We start from the raw sequence: 16,457 nt of genomic DNA on the forward strand, positions 1-16,457 counted from the left end.
ATGAACACACGGAAAAACCGATTAAATACCACAGTATTTCAAATAATTGTAAATACCTACACAATTGATGTGTCTAATGCTAACAATGATAACGATAAGGCGTGCCTATTTGCTGAATCGCACCAATAAGGCTACAACTAGTGTGGAGATCAAAGAATAAACCGCTGATGTTGTTTAAGTTATTATTTTGCCAATCGGACTTTTGGCGAAATCTCATACTGTAAAACACCCAATACGCAATCAATTCAACAGCCATACTGGAGAAAATGATGAGCAAAAAGAAAGGATTAACCACCGCAGCAGGCGCTCCCGTCGTTGATAATAATAATGTTGTGACGGCTGGCCGACGTGGCCCGATGTTGCTGCAAGATGTCTGGTTCCTGGAAAAACTGGCCCATTTTGATCGTGAAGTTATCCCGGAACGCCGCATGCATGCTAAAGGCTCTGGTGCTTACGGTACCTTCACCGTCACCCACGACATCACCCGATATACTCGCGCAAAAATTTTCTCTGAGATTGGTAAACAAACTGAAATGTTTGTGCGTTTCTCAACGGTAGCGGGCGAACGGGGTGCGGCCGATGCCGAACGTGATATCCGTGGTTTTGCCATGAAATATTACACTGAGGAAGGTAACTGGGATTTGGTCGGTAACGATACGCCGGTATTCTATTTACGTGATCCACTGAAATTCCCGGATCTGAATCACGTGGTTAAACGTGACCCACGCACCAACCTGCGTAACCCAACTTATAAGTGGGATTTCTTCTCGCAGCTGCCAGAATCGCTACACCAGCTCACTATCGATTTCAGTGACCGTGGCCTGCCAAAATCATATCGCCATATGCACGGATTCGGCAGCCATACCTTCAGCTTTATCAATGCCGCCAATGAGCGCTTTTGGGTTAAATTCCATTTCCGCTGCCAGCAAGGCATTGAGAACCTTATGGATGATGAAGCTGAAAAACTGGTTGGTCAGGATCGTGAAAGTTCCCAACGTGATCTGTATGAAGCCATTGAACGCGGTGATTTCCCGCGCTGGAATCTACAGATTCAGGTGATGCCAGAACATGAAGCATCACAAACCCCGTATAACCCATTCGATCTAACCAAAGTATGGCCGCACGGCGACTATCCATTGATTGATGTGGGTTTCTTCGAACTGAACCGCAATCCGGAAAACTACTTTGCCGAGGTAGAACAGGCCTCATTTAACCCTGCCAACGTAGTGCCAGGGGTGAGTTTCTCTCCTGACCGTATGCTACAAGGCCGCCTCTTCTCTTACGGCGACGCGGCACGTTATCGTTTGGGTGTGAACCATCATCAGATCCCAGTGAACAGTGCTAAATGCCCATTCCATAATTATCATCGCGACGGTGCCATGCGCGTTGATGGTAACAGTGGTAATACAGCGACTTATGAGCCAAACAGCTTTGGTCTGTTCCAGGAGCAACCTGATTTCAGCGAGCCACCATTAACCCTGGAGGGAGCGGCAGATCACTGGAATCACCGGGAAGATGATGATTACTACTCCCAACCACGGGCATTATTTAACTTGCTCAGCGCAGAAGAGCATCAGCGGATGTTTACTCGTATTGCCGGTGAGTTATCACAGGTTCCGGAAGAAATTCAGCGCCGTCAGGTAGCACTGTTTGAGAAAGTACATCCAGATTATGGCGCTGGGGTGAAGCAGGCGCTGGGATTAAATTAGGGTTATTGTTGTAGTCGATTTGGTGATCAGGCTCGGTTGATGGTTGCAAGGTGATCAGTTTCGGTTGTTATGAGTTCAGTAATTAACTTACCTCTGTAGCCTCAACCGCCAAAGGGGTCACAAGCGCGTGACCCCCTTGGAACCCCTGCGCTTGCGCACGTATTGCTGGCCCACTTCGTGGGTGCCCTCGGTTCATCATTTCGCTGACGGGACGGCTTTATTCGCGTCCCTGCTCATGACGCCTAAATCTGCCACCCCGCGCCTTGATACCTTAATCCCCCCCGTTTTAAGCTCTGCCGGTAAGCGATAAAAAGCCACCGGCCGCTGGAATGCCGCCAATTGTGGCGCTAACCAATCCGCTAATACGGCGTCATTCACCGAATCATCAGCATCAAGCACAGCAACAGGGCGGTGACCGAATTCAGTGTCGGCGACAGGAATAACAAAAGCTTGCTGTACTCCCGGATATTGCAGTAAAACTCGTTCAATATCCTCAGGTTGAATGCCCTCACCGCCGCTGAAAAATAGATTATCCAGCCGCCCCAGAATACGTAATTCGCCTTGCTGCCATTCACCACGATCACGGGTATGGAACCAACCATCACTGTCAGTCAGAGGCTGTAACTGCCCCTGCTGCCAATAACCGGCGGCCAGACACGCGGCTTTCACCCAGACTTCGCCCTCGACTAATTTCACCTGTCGTCCTTCCAGCGCGACACCAACACCAGGCAAACCATCAGCGCGTTTAGCACACACAGTTGAAGCTGATTCCGTCAGGCCGTAGCCACACCAGCAGCGAATTCCGCGCGCTTCGGCTTGCTCAGTCAGCGCAGTAGGGATAGTCGCGCCCCCGAGTAACACCTCTTTCAAGCTAAGTGGCTGTTCTGCACTTTCAAGCAAGCGCCAAAGCTGGGTTGGCACCAACGAGGCATGGCTGCAACCTGCCAGCGCATCAGATAACGATACACCCGCTTGCACAGCAAGGGCCGCTCCGGCACTTAACCAGCGCCAGACAATGCCCTGCCCGGAGACATGAAATAGCGGCAATGATAGCAACCAGCAATCATTAGCTGTGAAATCCATTAATCGCAATACACCATCGGCACTGGCCAGATGCGCCGCCAATGTGTGCACTGCCGCTTTGGGTAACCCTGAAGAGCCGGAGGTCAGTGTCATGGTCGCCAGCCGTTGGCTATCCCATGTCAGGATATTTTCCGTCGAATGTACCCTGGTGAGATGCAGTGGAGTAAAACTTAGCTGTGCAGGCAATGGTTCGGCCAGATTCAGCATAAAATCAATATCGAGCTGCGGCAAAAGTTGCGTCAACAGTGATTCTGGCAATTGAGGGTTAAGCGGTAAAACACGCGCGGCGCACTGCAATGCAGCCAGATACGCCAGCAACAATGAATAACTGTTTTTACCGCGCAGCACCACGCCACAACCGGGGGTGACACCTTGCTGTTGCAAGCCAGCGGCCAGATTATCAATATCAGTGGCTAACTGTTGCCAACTGATCCGTTGCGCCCCCGAGCGAATTGCCGTCGCCCGAGGTTGCAGATTGGCCCAATGTTGCCATGGAAATATATCCTTCCAAGGCCAATTATTTAGCTGTGCCATAGCACATCCAGTTGATCGACAGTCACCACCGGCAGCGTGCTATCCGGCCACTGACGGATACATTGCGCCTGCATCAGACTCAATGTATCCAGCCCCGGCACTGTTGCTGGGGTTAGCCAATCCGCCAGGCGAGCCAACTGAGTCAAACCCAAACTCGACTCAATACTGGAGCTAATCACCGCCTCTAATCCTGCTTGATGCGCTTGCTGCACCAATTGCTGGCAACGCGCGATACTACCCACCAGCGTCGGTTTGATGATAATCGCGGCCACACCCGGTTCGGCTTCCACCTGGAAATCCGCCTCGCGCACACTTTCATCCCAGGCAATAGCAATGCCGGTGTCACGGGCAAACTCACGGGATTCGGCACGGGTTTTACACGGTTCTTCCAGAAACGCGATGCGTGAGCGCAATTCAGGATTAACATATTTGGCAAAACCATCTGCTTTAGCCCGCGTCCAACTGCGATTGGCATCCAGCCGCAGTTTCAAATCAGGCAAAGCCTCCAGCAGCACATTGACAATCATGCCATCGCGCACCGCTTCATATAACCCAACTTTCACCTTGGCAACTTTCTCGCCCGGTAATGCTTGTAACACGGCGAACAGCTCATCAGGGTCACCGGTACACAGTGGTGCTTTGCGGTAATCGGCCGACAGTGGCAATAATTTCTCAAGCTCCGCCAACGCGCAACTGAGGCCAAAAGCCACCGAGGGCAAGGGGCCGAGATCAAGCTCCTCGCCATTCACCCAGCGCGGTAACTCAGCGATTGCAGCAGCTTGTGCCTCAGGCAACGTTTCCTGGCTGAACTCTGGCAGGGGGGCAATTTCGCCCCAGCCGGTCTGCTCGCCTTGTTGCAATTTCACCAACAATCCATCGCGACTTTTTAGCCGCTGATGCCGCAGTATCACCCCCGCTTCCATCGGGATGCTATAGCGGTAAAGTGTGGCCGCGCGCATTACGGATTACGCTTGAATTTGCTGAAGTCTGGCTGGCGTTTCTCATTGAATGCGTTACGCCCTTCCTGACCTTCGTCAGTCATATAGAACAACATGGTGGCGTTACCGGCCAGCTCTTGCAAGCCCGCCTGCCCATCGCAGTCGGCATTTAATGCGGCTTTCAAGCAGCGCAGTGCCATTGGGCTGTTTTGCAGCATTTCACGACACCAGCGCACCGTCTCTTTTTCCAGAGAAGCAAGCGGTACTACCGTGTTCACCAGCCCCATATCCAATGCTTGTTTAGCATCATACTGGCGGCATAAAAACCAGATTTCGCGCGCTTTTTTCTGGCCGACAATGCGAGCCATATATGCCGCACCCCAACCACCATCAAATGAACCCACTTTTGGCCCAGTCTGGCCGAAAATAGCATTATCAGCAGCAACAGTGAGGTCACACATCATATGTAATACATGACCGCCGCCAATAGAATAACCGGCAACCATTGCTACAACTGGTTTCGGACAAGTACGAATTTGACGCTGGAAATCCAGCACATTCAGATGATGGGTACCGCTCGCATCCTGATAACCGCCGTAGTCACCGCGGACTTTCTGATCACCGCCGGAGCAGAAGGCTTTTTCACCTTCACCGGTCAAAATGATGACACCAATATTGTCATCATAGCGGGCATCAGCCAGCGCCTGAATCATCTCTTTAACTGTTAACGGACGGAATGCATTACGCACATGAGGGCGGTTGATGGTTATCTTGGCGATCCCATCACTGGATTTGTGATAGCGAATATCTTCAAACCCAGCGGAGCAATCTTGCCATTCAATGGCGGCGTACAGTTGTTCTTCGCTCGGATAAAGCATAGTAAGCATTCCTTTAACGGGATGGTGGTAAAAATGATGATAGTGGTAAAAATGAAGACTGCGATAAAAATGAAAGCACCAGCGCAGCAAAAGCCCCAGGGTTCGCCCGATGCGCATTGTGCCCTGCGCGGGCCAGTGTCCGTAATGGCAACTTGTATTGATGAGCCACTTGCTGGAATTTGTGGTCACGTTCACCACACAGATAGGTGTACGGGACACTCAGGCATTGCAGAGCCGGTAATAGCCAGGGCTGATGCCCAAGTGAGGTGGCTTCGAGCATATCCGCCACCGCCGGGCCATGATTATTGGCTCGCACCGCGACCAATTGCTCCCGTTGCTGCGAATCCAAATCAGCAAATACATCCTGCTGATACCAGTCAGCCAACACCTGTGGCAAAAGTTCGTGACGAAAGCGCTGTGCCCATTGGCAATCTTGCTCAAAGCGCGCTTTTCGCAGCTCATCGCTTTCCAGACCGAGATTACCCCCTTCGACCAGCAGCCCTTGCAAACCAACCTTATGACCATAGCAGGCGTGATACATCGCAATTCTGCCGCCTAAAGAATAGCCCGCCAGCCAATATTCGCGAATGCCATTAGCCTGCAATGTTTCGCTTATCTGGCGGCTGATATCTTCAAAGCCAGTGGTAGTCAGAGCGACAGAGTTACCGTGTCCCGGCAAGTCGATAAGCAGTGAAGGGTAATCGCCGCATAATTCCGCCACCGGTAGCCAGTCCTGACCACTGCCCAATAAACCATGCAGCCAGACCAGCCACGGCCCAGTATGTTGCCGTGCCGGAGATTGGGGATGTGGGTCGAGCTTACAGCATGCCAGCGTCATAATTGGGCTACCTGTTGTACCAGTTGTTGCAGTGTTTCTGCCCCCTGACTCGGCGGCACCTCTATTTCAATCAGTGTGACTCCACCACGTAGCCAGCATTGATCTACTTGCTGTTTGAGCATCAACCCGCTTTCTGGCCGGGAATAACCTAAACCGAACATCGCAGCAGCATGTTCAAAACTCACATTCTGCGGCATGCAATAAAAACGCTGACGGTCAGCTTCTGGTGTCGGAAGCAGAGAGAAAATCTGCCCGCCATTATTGTTCACCACCAGTAGCACCGTAGGAGCGGAACTTTGGCGCAATAGCGCCAGAGCATTAAGGTCATAAAGCGCCGATAAATCCCCAACTATCGCCAGCGTTGGCTTAGCGGTGGCGCGCTGGACACCGGCGGCGGTCGATAACAAACCATCAATCCCGCTGGCCCCGCGATTACTGTAAACCGGATACCCCGCAGGCAACTGCCCCAGCGCATCAATCAAACGGACAATCAAGCTGTTGCCGACAAAAAGTTGGCCGTTTTCCGGTAACAATTCGGCCAAGCGATGGGCCACTGCCGCCTCACTGAATTGTTCGTTCAACGCTTGTTCAACATGCGCATGAGCGTTTTCCGACCATATAATCAACTCGGAAGCCCAGGGTGTGCGGCGTAGTGCCGGATGTTGTTCTAACCACTCATTCACCGGAGAGATAATCCGGCGACCACGGTGATTCGCCGGATCAAGACGACCCGCGATGCTATCCACCAGCCAGTATTCTTGCGGCTGGCATTGTGCCTGCCACTGCAACAAGCGTTTACCGGTTAAGCTACTGCCAAACTGTAAGACTATCTGTGCCTGAGCCAGCACGCGTTGCGCACCTGGGTGTGCGAGCCACAAGTCGGCACAAGGTAGCGGTTGGCCAGTTTGCGACAGCACATCGCCAATCAGAGGCCAGCCGAGTAGTTCAGCCCATTGCGCCAACTGTTCGCCCTCTTCGGCGGTCATGCGCCCGGCAATCACCACACCACGCTTTTGCCGCCAGAACAACCAGTCGGCTTGCTCTATTTGCGGCAGAGGACGAGATTGGCGCAGCCAGGGATGGCAATCTTGCCACCAGTCACCCAAGGTGGCAGACCAGTCGGCATAGCATTGTTCATCACCACCATAAAGCGGTTCAGCAAATGGGCAGTTAACATGCAAGCCGCCGTGGTGCAATTGCGCCATCGCACTGTCGATGGTTGAAACCAGCCAACTGGCAGGAATATCCGGTGTGGGGCGAGGCAGATTAAGGCTGACGGCCGGATGGCTGGCGAACATGCCTGGCTGGCGAATCGCTTGATTGGCACCGCAATCAATTAATTCTGGTGGGCGATCGGCGGTCAATAAGATTAAGCGCTCACCGGTAAGCCCGGCTTCAATTAAGGCCGGATAAAGATTAGCCGCCGCAGTGCCGGAAGTGACAATCACCGCCACCGGTTCAGTTGAAGCTTTCGCCAAACCCAATGCCAAATGCCCCAAGCCGCGCTCATCAAAATGAGTATGGCAAACCAGCGACGGATTAGCCGCCGCCGCCAAGGTGAGCGGCGTCGAACGGGAACCCGGAGCAATACAGATATGCTGCACACCGTGGCGACTCAACGCCTCCAGTAGTAATGCCGCCCAACGACGGTTAAAAACGCTTGTCGACATGGTTCGCCCAAAAGTCAGTTAACAGACACTGCGACCCCGATAATCAACGTGAGGAACTAAACTATCCGCTGAAAAAGCCCTGAGTGACTGATTAATGGTTAAATTTTTACCGTTATCTACAACAAAACCGGTTTGCATTGGCCCTGTTTGACAGTTTACACCCGCAGCATAGGAGCCACAATCCGCCCACATAATTTGTACGGTTAACAACTCAGTGAGTGCGGTTAATTACTGCATTTTATTATTAACAGACTTAATATTTACTAGCAAAGTACGTAACCCTGCCGATTTATTGTTAATTTCCTGCCATTCTTGTTCTGCATCAGAACCGGCAACAATACCAGCACCGGCATACAGATGAATCTGTTTATCCTCCACCCATGCCGAACGCAATGTCACACTAAATTCAGTTTGCTTGAGAGAAAGATAACCGGCAGAACCGGCATACCAACCACGAGAAAAAGGCTCGTTTTCTGTAATAAACTGCCGGGCAACATTGCGCGGTAACCCCGCCACCGCAGCCGTTGGTTGTAGCCGGTGTAAGCAGTCAGCATCATTAGCATGATTAAGTTGCGCATGGATACAGCGGCGTAAATGCTGCACTTTACGTAGGCGGATGACTTCAGGCGGCATGACATCCACCGCGACCACCCCGCCTTGCAAACGCTGGCAAATATCATCGACTACCAGCAAATTCTCACGTTGATTCTTTTCATCATGCATCAACCAATCAGCCAATTCAGTGGCATGAGCGATATCGTCATCATTTGACGTGGTTCCTGCCAACGCTTCTGTTTCCAGATGTTGAAGCTGGCGCAAATACAGGCGCTCAGGGCTGGAACCCAAAAATGCCCGCAAACCATCAAAGCGCAGCATAAAGTGAAAACAATGATGATTCACCTGACGGCTGGCGGCCATAAAAGCCCCGCACGAGAGAGGCTTATCCAGCATCAAGCGGGTCGTCCGAGCCAGGACTACCTTCTCCATTTTTTGTTGCTCAATGTTGCCCAATGCCTGTTCAATCAGGCGGCTCCACTGCGGATATTCCGGCATATGGCTGGCAGCTTCAACCACCACGTCCAATGCAGGCAAAGGTTCGGCGGCAACCAGTTGATCAATAAAGGCAATGGCGAGCAAAGCATCTTGCGCAAGGGAGTCGTCACTGACCAAATTTAGGGTCAAATAGGTATTTTTACCGCGCCGTAAAATTTCGATACGCGGTAAAAACAAGAAACTGGTCTGGGTTTGTTGGGGCGAATCAGGAGAGGGTTCGACAATACTGACCGGCTCAAAAGCATTCAGCCCCCACACACGCAACCCCGCAACAGCGCGGTGCTGTTGGATAAATTGATCAGCCGATTGTACGTCGTTGAATTGCCGGGTTTGACCACAGACTGCGGCCTCTTCATGACCTTCACGATGATGCCAATAAAATTGAGGAAAATGATATTGAGCGGCAAGCCATTCAAGCAATTGATTTCCCACTTGTCCCGGCGCGGGCAAGATAATTTGCCGAATACCGGCCTGGTCAGGGAAGTCAGCACGTAACTTTTGCCGTAATTCGCCTAACAAACCAGAAAGTTGCTTCACGACCACCTCGGCAAATCAACAGAAAGAGTGGGATTATACGGGGCATGAATAATAAGAAAAGTCAGATTGAAAAGTTATTGTTACTTATCACACTAATATTTGATATTGATGCAAACCTTTACCTCTTAATAGGGGGAAAGGGCAGGAATAACCCTGCCCTTAAAATGGATTAAACTCTTTCAGTTATATTACCACTCCCAACGCAAACCCGCATTGAGCTGCCACTGAGTGTTGATGTCCCCACCAGAAGACTTCTCCAGGTCGAGGTAGAAACGGGAGTTATTATCTTCTGTAAACTGAATATTGGTGCCAATACCGTAAACTATCCAGTTGTCTTTCCCATTTTGGTTATCCACCAACACGGTGTCTTTCCCTCGGATAGTCACATTACAATCACCGGCAAACTCGCGTAATAAATCAGCTTTCAGATAAATATCATTGTTACTCTTTCCTTCGAACCGATGCCCTACGCGTACCCCAGCACGGCCAATCACACTGTTAATATTATCCTGACTCACCAGGAGGCCGCTGTTGGTGCTGTAATCGGCTTTATTCAGATAGGTATAAACCAGTTGCCCCTGAGGCTCGATAAAATTACCGTTATCCAGTGAGAATTCACGACCATATTCAGCACTTACACTCCATGAGCTGTTACTGCCAGTGCCGTGTCCCCCCGTACCAAGGGTATTTCGGTAATCAAAGTTGCTCTTCAGATGGCTATATTTGAACACGAGATCAACATAGTCTTGCTGATCTGGCCGATTCCAGGAACTATAGAGGCTACCACCGTAGCTTTTATTATCGCCAGAACCGTAATCAAATTCTGATTTACCATCCAGATAATGTGCAGCAATACCTTTAGTCCAGATTCCATTCTCATATTCATCTTTATTGTCATACCCTAACTGATAAAAATGATATTGATTTTTAAAGTGGCTGGTATCCTTACTTTTCATTTCACCACCTTTATAACGCAACCAAATTCCATTTTCCTGTTGGTCATTTCTTAACTCACCTAATCGTTTGTTGAGGCTATCAATCTCAAGGCGAGCAGTGGCTGTTGCATAATTTACACCGGCATTGGCAAGTACAGTATCACTGACTGCACTCAACTTTTTATCAATACCCGAAATATACCAGTTGGTGCCATATTGGCTGAGGGATCACCGTCTCTAATATCTGAACGAATAATAGGCTTATAGTCATAAACATATTCGTTGTTGACATCTATCTGATCGTAAGCTTTAAAGCTGACATTACTGGCCGCATCCGCCACCCAAATATCTTCGCTTAGGTTGGCAAGTTTATCGACATTCAATGCTTCGATATAATGAGACCCACCGGTGCTGCTGCTGACCACCTCAATAAAATCACTACCATTCTTGCGTTGGTCATCAGTTTTACTGGTATTCACATCAATAAGAAAAATACCGTCACTGCCTTTTAGATCATAAACCTTGACACCTTCGTTCTGACTTTTGTTCGTGTGTAGATTAAAGCCATGCAGATTTACGGTGCCCCCATTCTGTAATGTTAATGCGCTGATTTCTGCATTAACCGCATCAGGTATCCACTGGGCTTTATTCATTAATGTTACATCCAGTATACCCGCCCAAGTATTGCTGTCCGCATTATATTCATTGGCCTCTGTACCATGCCAGTAGGAATCACTGCCATTTAACACCGCGGTAATACTGCTTCCCAAACCAAATGCATTACCCAAGTCCAGATTACCTAATAAGTTAACTTGATATTGACCAGTTTCATTAATGATTACCTGACCACCATGCTTGCCGCTCACCGCATCACTTTTTGCACCGCCTCCGGTGTAAGAAGCATTTTCTCCCAATAATTCCAAAAAGTTTTTGGCGTAGGTATTAATATACACATCACCATTATTAGCAGTAATTGTTGAACCCATGCCAGTGGCATACAAACCATTATTGGCAATTGAAGCAGTTTCCGATCCACTGGTATCCATTTCGACGAGTGAATTAATATAAACTTTACCATCGATGGTGACTTTTGACCCATCAGAGGCAATAAGTGCCGTGCTATTATGATGATGATTATCACCACCAACCTTGAGATTATTTTTATAACTGAAGTTGTTTATTGAAACTGCGTTATTACTATCAACAGCCAAACCAAAAAAAGCGGTATAAGAACTATCGGTAGTATTCTGCCCATAAATATCGACGGAATAATTCCCAATGTCATATGTTTTTTGGAGGGTTTCTATTTGACCGAAATAAACTTCGAGAGGCTTGTCTGGGTTATCTACATTGATAGTCGCATTATAATTACCATCACCGGCTATAGCATCAGATAAGGCCACTGATGACGGGCCAGAGATGGTGGCTGAATAGGTAAATTCGCGCGTTTGCGCCATAGTGAATTCAGGCCAGATTATATTGCTGATAGCGACGGTTAAAAATAATGGGCGAAATAATTTAGATGCATGTTGGGAATTATGCATTTATATACTCCGTGTCATATTAACATCATACAAATACCCTATTAGCATTTATTAAAAATAGATCAGCTCTTTTGCAATGAAGCAAATATATAATAGATGAAATTAAGTTTAAAAAATGCTGATTTATTATTTTAAAATAAAAACAAAAGTCAATATTAAAATAATCATCATGATGTGAATTTACAATTCTTTATTATCATTAAGCACTTGTGAAAATTACTGGTAGGTTTTATATTTATATAACTAATATCATTTTTATTGTTGTTGCTGGGTTAATTAATTTCTTATTTAAATATTGAAATGGCCCATTTAAGGGCCGATTATAGTAATTAAAACAATCTTATATCAATAGAAGTCACTGTAACATTCTATAACTAAAATATCTTAACGCCGCGCCAGCAATAACCCGACCACCAGCCCAACAGTGGCACTAATCCCTACACTGCACCAGGGCTTTTCGCGCACGTAATCATCGGTACAACACGCCAGCACTTTTGCCCGTTTGATATAGCACTCACTGCGGCCACTCAAACGGTTCTGTACCTCCTTTAACGCTTTCTCCGCGCGGGCTTTAATTTCCTGATAACTTTCATCGGCTGCATCACCAGAAGCACGCAGTACCTCTTCCAGCGTATCGGTTAGCATGGTCAAATCGTCGTCTAGCGAAGTTTGCTGTTCTTTATCTCGGTTCATGTGGATTCTCCATGAGTGAAAAAGGTGCATCTTTTAAGCTTAGTCGAAAAGCGCCGTGCAGTATTGATTCTGGGCGGATGGGGGAACTTTCAGGATTAATCTGGGCCGGGCTGGTGTGGTAACGATAGCAAGCTAGTTGATGAGTGAGTTTGTTGAAAATACCAACAAATACTTCTCAGGCTAATCAATTACATTGAAAAATCTTTAAGTAATTGTTAATTTATCTAAATAATTCGCTATGACCTCGCCCCTCTCGCGGCCATCGAACCTCTAAAAAACACTACAAAATATAAGAATAATTTATTTTTAGCCGCGACCACTTCGCGCAATCACCCGATCCAAGAGAAACTCTCGATGGAAAAAAACGCACCCGCCACGACCATTTTAACCGATCAAAATGGAAGCGGTTTTACCCGCAGAGAACTGTTAGTGGGCCTCGCCTCCACAATGGTTGCCACTTCCTTATTGGGCTATCCGTTTTTAACTCAAGCCGAGCAGCAGACCGCCGCCGCCAACCCACTGGCTTTTGCCCAATTCTTTACATTGTCACAAACCCTGACCGAACATCAGGATATTGACCAGGGCATGTCAGCGCGGATATTCACGGCATTGCATAACAGTGATAAACAATTCTCTTCACAAATCAGTCAGTTGACGGCTCTGATGCAAGACGGGCAAAGTGCGCAACAACTACAAGCACTGGCGCAGCAGCATCAGCTACAAAAAACTGTCAGTGCAATTGTTGCTGCCTGGTATACCGGTACTGTCGGTCATGGGCAGCAAGCGGTTTTGATTGCCTATAAAGATGCGCTGATGTACCGCCCAGCCAGTGACGCCTTGGTCGTTCCCACCTATTGCGGCAATGGCCCGCTGTGGTGGACTGCCACCCCGCCGGATATCAACCTGCCAAAACCTGTCAACGAGAGCCATTCCTGATGAAAAAACCTATTTTTACTGCCGACGGCAATGCCTCGGCAGATGTCATTATTGTCGGTTCCGGCATTGTCGGCGGCATGATGGCAGACCAACTGGTTGCTCAGGGCTACTCGGTATTGGTATTAGAAGCGGGCTTGCGTATCGATCGCGGTCAGGCGGTTGAGAACTGGCGCAATATGCCTTTCGATAATCGAGCCGGCTCTGATTACCAAGGTTTATATCCACAATCTGAATTTGCCACCGCCCCACTCTACTTCCCAGAAAATAACTATGTCGAGCTGACCGGCCCCAGTGCCAGCAGCTTTAAACAGGGTTATCTGCGCACCGTCGGCGGCACCACCTGGCATTGGGCGGCCTCCTGCTGGCGGCACGTTCCCAACGATTTTCAGATGAAAACACTGTATGGCGTCGGTCGCGATTGGCCCATATCTTATGATGAGTTGGAACCCTACTATTGCCGCGCTGAAGATGAGATTGGCGTCGCCGGGCCGAACGATCCCAAGCTGCAATCCCCGTCCGAGCGTAGCAAGCCTTATCCCATGGATATGGTGCCTTGGGCGCACGGTGATATCCGTTTTGCCGAAGTGGTGAATCCACACGGTTACCAGTCGGTGCCTATTCCACAGGGGCGCAGTACCCGCCCGTGGGAGGGCCGCCCAACCTGCTGTGGTAACAATAATTGCCAACCTATTTGCCCCATCGGCGCGATGTATAACGGCATCCATCATATAGAACGTGCGGAAATGAAAGGTGCGGTGGTATTAGCCGAAGCCGTGGTTTACAAAATTGATACCAATGAGCAAAACCAGGTCACCGCCGTCCATTGGCTGGATAACAAAAAACAGTCTCATCAAGCGACTGGCAAAGTGTTCGCGCTGGCCTGTAACGGTATTGAAACCCCGCGTCTGCTGCTGATGGCTGCGAATGAGAAAAACCCGAACGGTATTGCCAATTCATCCGATCAGGTTGGCCGCAATATGATGGATCACTCCGGTTTCCACTGTACATTTTTAGCCAAAGAGCCGCTGTGGTTGGGGCGTGGGCCAGCACAAAGCAGTTGTCTGGTCGGGCCGCGTGATGGCGAATTCCGCAAAGATTACTCCGCAAACAAAATGATCCTCAATAATATCAACCGTGTATTACCCGCCACACAACAGGCGCTGGAAATGGGGCTGGTGGGCAAAGCGCTGGATGAAGAGATCCGCCGCCGGGCTGCTTATGGCGCTGATTTGTCGATAAGCCTTGAACCGCTGCCAGATCCAGACAACCGCCTGACATTAAGTAAAACCCGCAAAGATGCTCATGGCTTACCCTGCCCGGATATCCATTACGATGTCGGTGATTATGTGCGCAAAGGTGCCGAAGCCGCACATAAGCAACTGGAGCATATCGGCCAGTTGTTTGAAGCGGATGAATTCAAAATCACCACCAGCCTGAATGCCAATAACCACATCATGGGTGGCACCATTATGGGCAGCAATCCGCAAGACTCCGTGGTTGATGGCAATTGCCGCACCTATGACCATGCCAACTTATGGTTGCCCGGTGGCGGTGCTATTCCGTCAGCCAGTGTGGTAAACAGCACATTGACCATGGCTGCATTGGGGCTGAAAGCCGCCGATGATATGGCGCGTTTACTGGCGGGCAAATGATGAAAAAATTGATCGCAACCAGCCTGTTTTCACTGTTTCTATGCGCCGCTGACGTGTGTGCATCAGAGAATGCATCACTCAGCGAACAGCAGTGGATCGAAAAAGGCGAACAAGTGGCTATCGCCTCTGACTGCCAGGCCTGTCATACCAAACCTGAGGGCGGAAAACCTTTCACCGGCGGTTATGGTATCAGCTCGCCGATGGGGATGATTTATTCCACCAATATCACCCCATCCACTGTTGACGGGATTGGCAAGTACAGTGAAGCAGAGTTTGCTCGTGCTGTTCGCGATGGCATTCGTGCTGATGGCAGCCATCTCTATCCGGCTATGCCTTATACCTCTTACACCAAGCTAAGTGATGAAGACATTCACGCGTTGTATGTTTACTTTATGCATGCGGTGCCAGCAATTGATGAAGAGAATATTCCCACCGAACTTCCCTTCCCGTTCAATATGCGCTTTGCCATGCTGGGCTGGAACATGATGTTCCTGGATAAAGGCCGCTTCGAACCGGATAGCAGTAAAAGTGGTCAATGGAATCGCGGTGCTTATCTGGTTAATGGGCCAGGTCACTGTGATACCTGCCATACACCACGTAACTTATTGATGGGTGAAGATACTGGCAACGCCTTTGCTGGTGGTATGGTCGGCCCGTGGTATGCACCTAATATTACGTCAGATGCCATCAGTGGTATTGGTGGCTGGAGTAATGCTCAACTGGTGGAATACCTGAAAACCGGGCGCGTTGCCGGTAAAAATCAGGCGGCTGGCGGAATGGCCGAAGCGGTACAAAATAGCCTGCAATATCTGCCGGAAAGTGATTTACAGGCGATCGCCCTTTACCTAAAAAGCACCACACCGGTACGTGATCCGCAAGATACTCAACCCGCCGACAGTTTTGGCAAGGCGTTGAATGTCGAGATCGGTCTACGCGGTCAGCATCCGTCTACGGCGAATAACACGCTAGACAGCGGCGCTGCATTGTTCAGTGGCAACTGCGCCAGTTGTCATCAGCCCGACGGTAGCGGCAGTAAAAATCAGGCTTATCCTTCCCTGTTCAATAACACCGCCACCGGCTCTTCCAACCCGGCTAATCTGGTTTCCGCCATATTATTTGGTGTGGATCGTAAGGTTGGTGATGAGCATATATTGATGCCAAATTTTGGCCCGCAATCTTATGTTAATCCGCTGAATGACAAACAGATCGCCCTGATTGCCAATTATGTCCTGCACAGTTATGGCAATCCGGCGGTCACCGTCAGTGAAGCTGATGTGGCAGAACTGCGTGCTGGCGGGCCTGTGCCACTGCTGGCAAGACTTCAGCCCTATATGGCTCCGGCCATGATTGCGGCGGTGATGGTGCTGTTAGCATTGATATTGGTTTTAGGCAGAAAGCGCCGTAAAACAAAGAAATAGCGGTGGTAAACAGCGGCAAAGGGGTGAGCGCCCTTTGCC

11 protein-coding genes and 1 pseudogene are annotated in these 16,457 nt (G+C 49.4%); 4 read left to right on the forward strand and 8 right to left on the reverse strand.

Annotated features, from left to right (window positions below):
- Positions 1-269 precede the first annotated feature (269 nt).
- Positions 270-1,709, forward strand: a complete 1,440-nt coding sequence (gene katA / locus FGL26_RS08385; protein WP_005171608.1) for a catalase KatA — start codon at positions 270-272, stop codon at positions 1,707-1,709.
- A gap of 195 nt (positions 1,710-1,904) precedes the next feature.
- Here katA and menE read toward each other — a convergent pair whose 3' ends face one another.
- From menE to FGL26_RS08425, 8 genes and pseudogenes are all read right to left on the reverse strand, one after another.
- Positions 1,905-3,326, reverse strand: a complete 1,422-nt coding sequence (menE, locus tag FGL26_RS08390; protein WP_005171611.1) for an o-succinylbenzoate--CoA ligase — start codon at positions 3,324-3,326, stop codon at positions 1,905-1,907.
- Positions 3,314-4,285: an o-succinylbenzoate synthase gene (menC, locus tag FGL26_RS08395; protein WP_005171614.1), complete on the reverse strand. Its 972-nt coding sequence runs from the start codon at positions 4,283-4,285 to the stop codon at positions 3,314-3,316. The genes menE and menC overlap by 13 nt, the downstream gene beginning before the upstream one ends.
- Complete coding sequence (gene menB / locus FGL26_RS08400; protein ID WP_005171617.1) at positions 4,285-5,142, reverse strand: 1,4-dihydroxy-2-naphthoyl-CoA synthase; 858 nt, start codon at positions 5,140-5,142, stop codon at positions 4,285-4,287. Before menB ends, menC begins: the two co-directional genes overlap by 1 nt.
- Positions 5,143-5,155: 13 nt before the next feature.
- On the reverse strand, positions 5,156-5,980 hold the full coding sequence (menH, locus tag FGL26_RS08405) for a 2-succinyl-6-hydroxy-2,4-cyclohexadiene-1-carboxylate synthase (protein WP_005171623.1): 825 nt from the start codon (positions 5,978-5,980) through the stop codon (positions 5,156-5,158).
- Positions 5,977-7,650 carry a 2-succinyl-5-enolpyruvyl-6-hydroxy-3-cyclohexene-1-carboxylic-acid synthase gene (gene menD, locus FGL26_RS08410; protein ID WP_005171625.1) on the reverse strand — a complete coding sequence of 558 codons (1,674 nt, stop codon included), beginning with the start codon at positions 7,648-7,650 and terminating at the stop codon, positions 5,977-5,979. The genes menH and menD overlap by 4 nt, the downstream gene beginning before the upstream one ends.
- A 228-nt stretch (positions 7,651-7,878) precedes the next feature.
- Complete coding sequence (gene menF / locus FGL26_RS08415; RefSeq protein WP_005171627.1) at positions 7,879-9,240, reverse strand: isochorismate synthase MenF; 1,362 nt, start codon at positions 9,238-9,240, stop codon at positions 7,879-7,881.
- 188 nt (positions 9,241-9,428) lie between these two features.
- A pseudogene (locus FGL26_RS08420) lies at positions 9,429-11,719 on the reverse strand (autotransporter outer membrane beta-barrel domain-containing protein).
- Positions 11,720-12,103: 384 nt separating this feature from the next.
- Positions 12,104-12,412, reverse strand: a complete 309-nt coding sequence (locus FGL26_RS08425; protein ID WP_005171638.1) for an ElaB/YgaM/YqjD family protein — start codon at positions 12,410-12,412, stop codon at positions 12,104-12,106.
- 354 nt (positions 12,413-12,766) lie between these two features.
- On the opposite strand from FGL26_RS08425, the gene FGL26_RS08430 reads away from it, so the two are divergent.
- The 3 genes from FGL26_RS08430 to FGL26_RS08440 are packed head-to-tail and all read left to right on the forward strand — an operon-like array spanning position 12,767 to position 16,418.
- Positions 12,767-13,348 carry a sugar dehydrogenase complex small subunit gene (locus FGL26_RS08430; RefSeq protein ID WP_005171640.1) on the forward strand — a complete coding sequence of 194 codons (582 nt, stop codon included), beginning with the start codon at positions 12,767-12,769 and terminating at the stop codon, positions 13,346-13,348.
- Complete coding sequence (locus tag FGL26_RS08435) at positions 13,348-15,000, forward strand: GMC family oxidoreductase (protein ID WP_005171647.1); 1,653 nt, start codon at positions 13,348-13,350, stop codon at positions 14,998-15,000. The genes FGL26_RS08430 and FGL26_RS08435 overlap by 1 nt, the downstream gene beginning before the upstream one ends.
- Entirely contained in the window at positions 15,000-16,418 is a 1,419-nt protein-coding gene (locus tag FGL26_RS08440; protein ID WP_005171653.1) for a c-type cytochrome, read from the forward strand. The genes FGL26_RS08435 and FGL26_RS08440 overlap by 1 nt, the downstream gene beginning before the upstream one ends.
- The last annotated feature ends 39 nt before the right edge of the window (positions 16,419-16,457 follow it).

The sequence above is a fragment of the Yersinia enterocolitica subsp. enterocolitica genome (assembly GCF_901472495.1).
Taxonomy (GTDB): Bacteria; Pseudomonadota; Gammaproteobacteria; order Enterobacterales; family Enterobacteriaceae; genus Yersinia; species Yersinia enterocolitica.

What these genes read in the sequence shown, in the direction of transcription:
- katA (WP_005171608.1), top strand. Translation starts at nt 270, where the DNA reads ATGAGCAAAAAGAAAGGATTAACCACCGCAGCAGGCGCTCCCGTCGTT.
- menE (WP_005171611.1), bottom strand. Translation starts at nt 3,326, where the DNA reads ATGGCACAGCTAAATAATTGGCCTTGGAAGGATATATTTCCATGGCAA.
- menC (WP_005171614.1), bottom strand. Translation starts at nt 4,285, where the DNA reads ATGCGCGCGGCCACACTTTACCGCTATAGCATCCCGATGGAAGCGGGG.
- menB (WP_005171617.1), bottom strand. Translation starts at nt 5,142, where the DNA reads ATGCTTTATCCGAGCGAAGAACAACTGTACGCCGCCATTGAATGGCAA.
- menH (WP_005171623.1), bottom strand. Translation starts at nt 5,980, where the DNA reads ATGACGCTGGCATGCTGTAAGCTCGACCCACATCCCCAATCTCCGGCA.
- menD (WP_005171625.1), bottom strand. Translation starts at nt 7,650, where the DNA reads ATGTCGACAAGCGTTTTTAACCGTCGTTGGGCGGCATTACTACTGGAG.
- FGL26_RS08425 (WP_005171638.1), bottom strand. Translation starts at nt 12,412, where the DNA reads ATGAACCGAGATAAAGAACAGCAAACTTCGCTAGACGACGATTTGACC.
- FGL26_RS08430 (WP_005171640.1), top strand. Translation starts at nt 12,767, where the DNA reads ATGGAAAAAAACGCACCCGCCACGACCATTTTAACCGATCAAAATGGA.
- FGL26_RS08435 (WP_005171647.1), top strand. Translation starts at nt 13,348, where the DNA reads ATGAAAAAACCTATTTTTACTGCCGACGGCAATGCCTCGGCAGATGTC.
- FGL26_RS08440 (WP_005171653.1), top strand. Translation starts at nt 15,000, where the DNA reads ATGAAAAAATTGATCGCAACCAGCCTGTTTTCACTGTTTCTATGCGCC.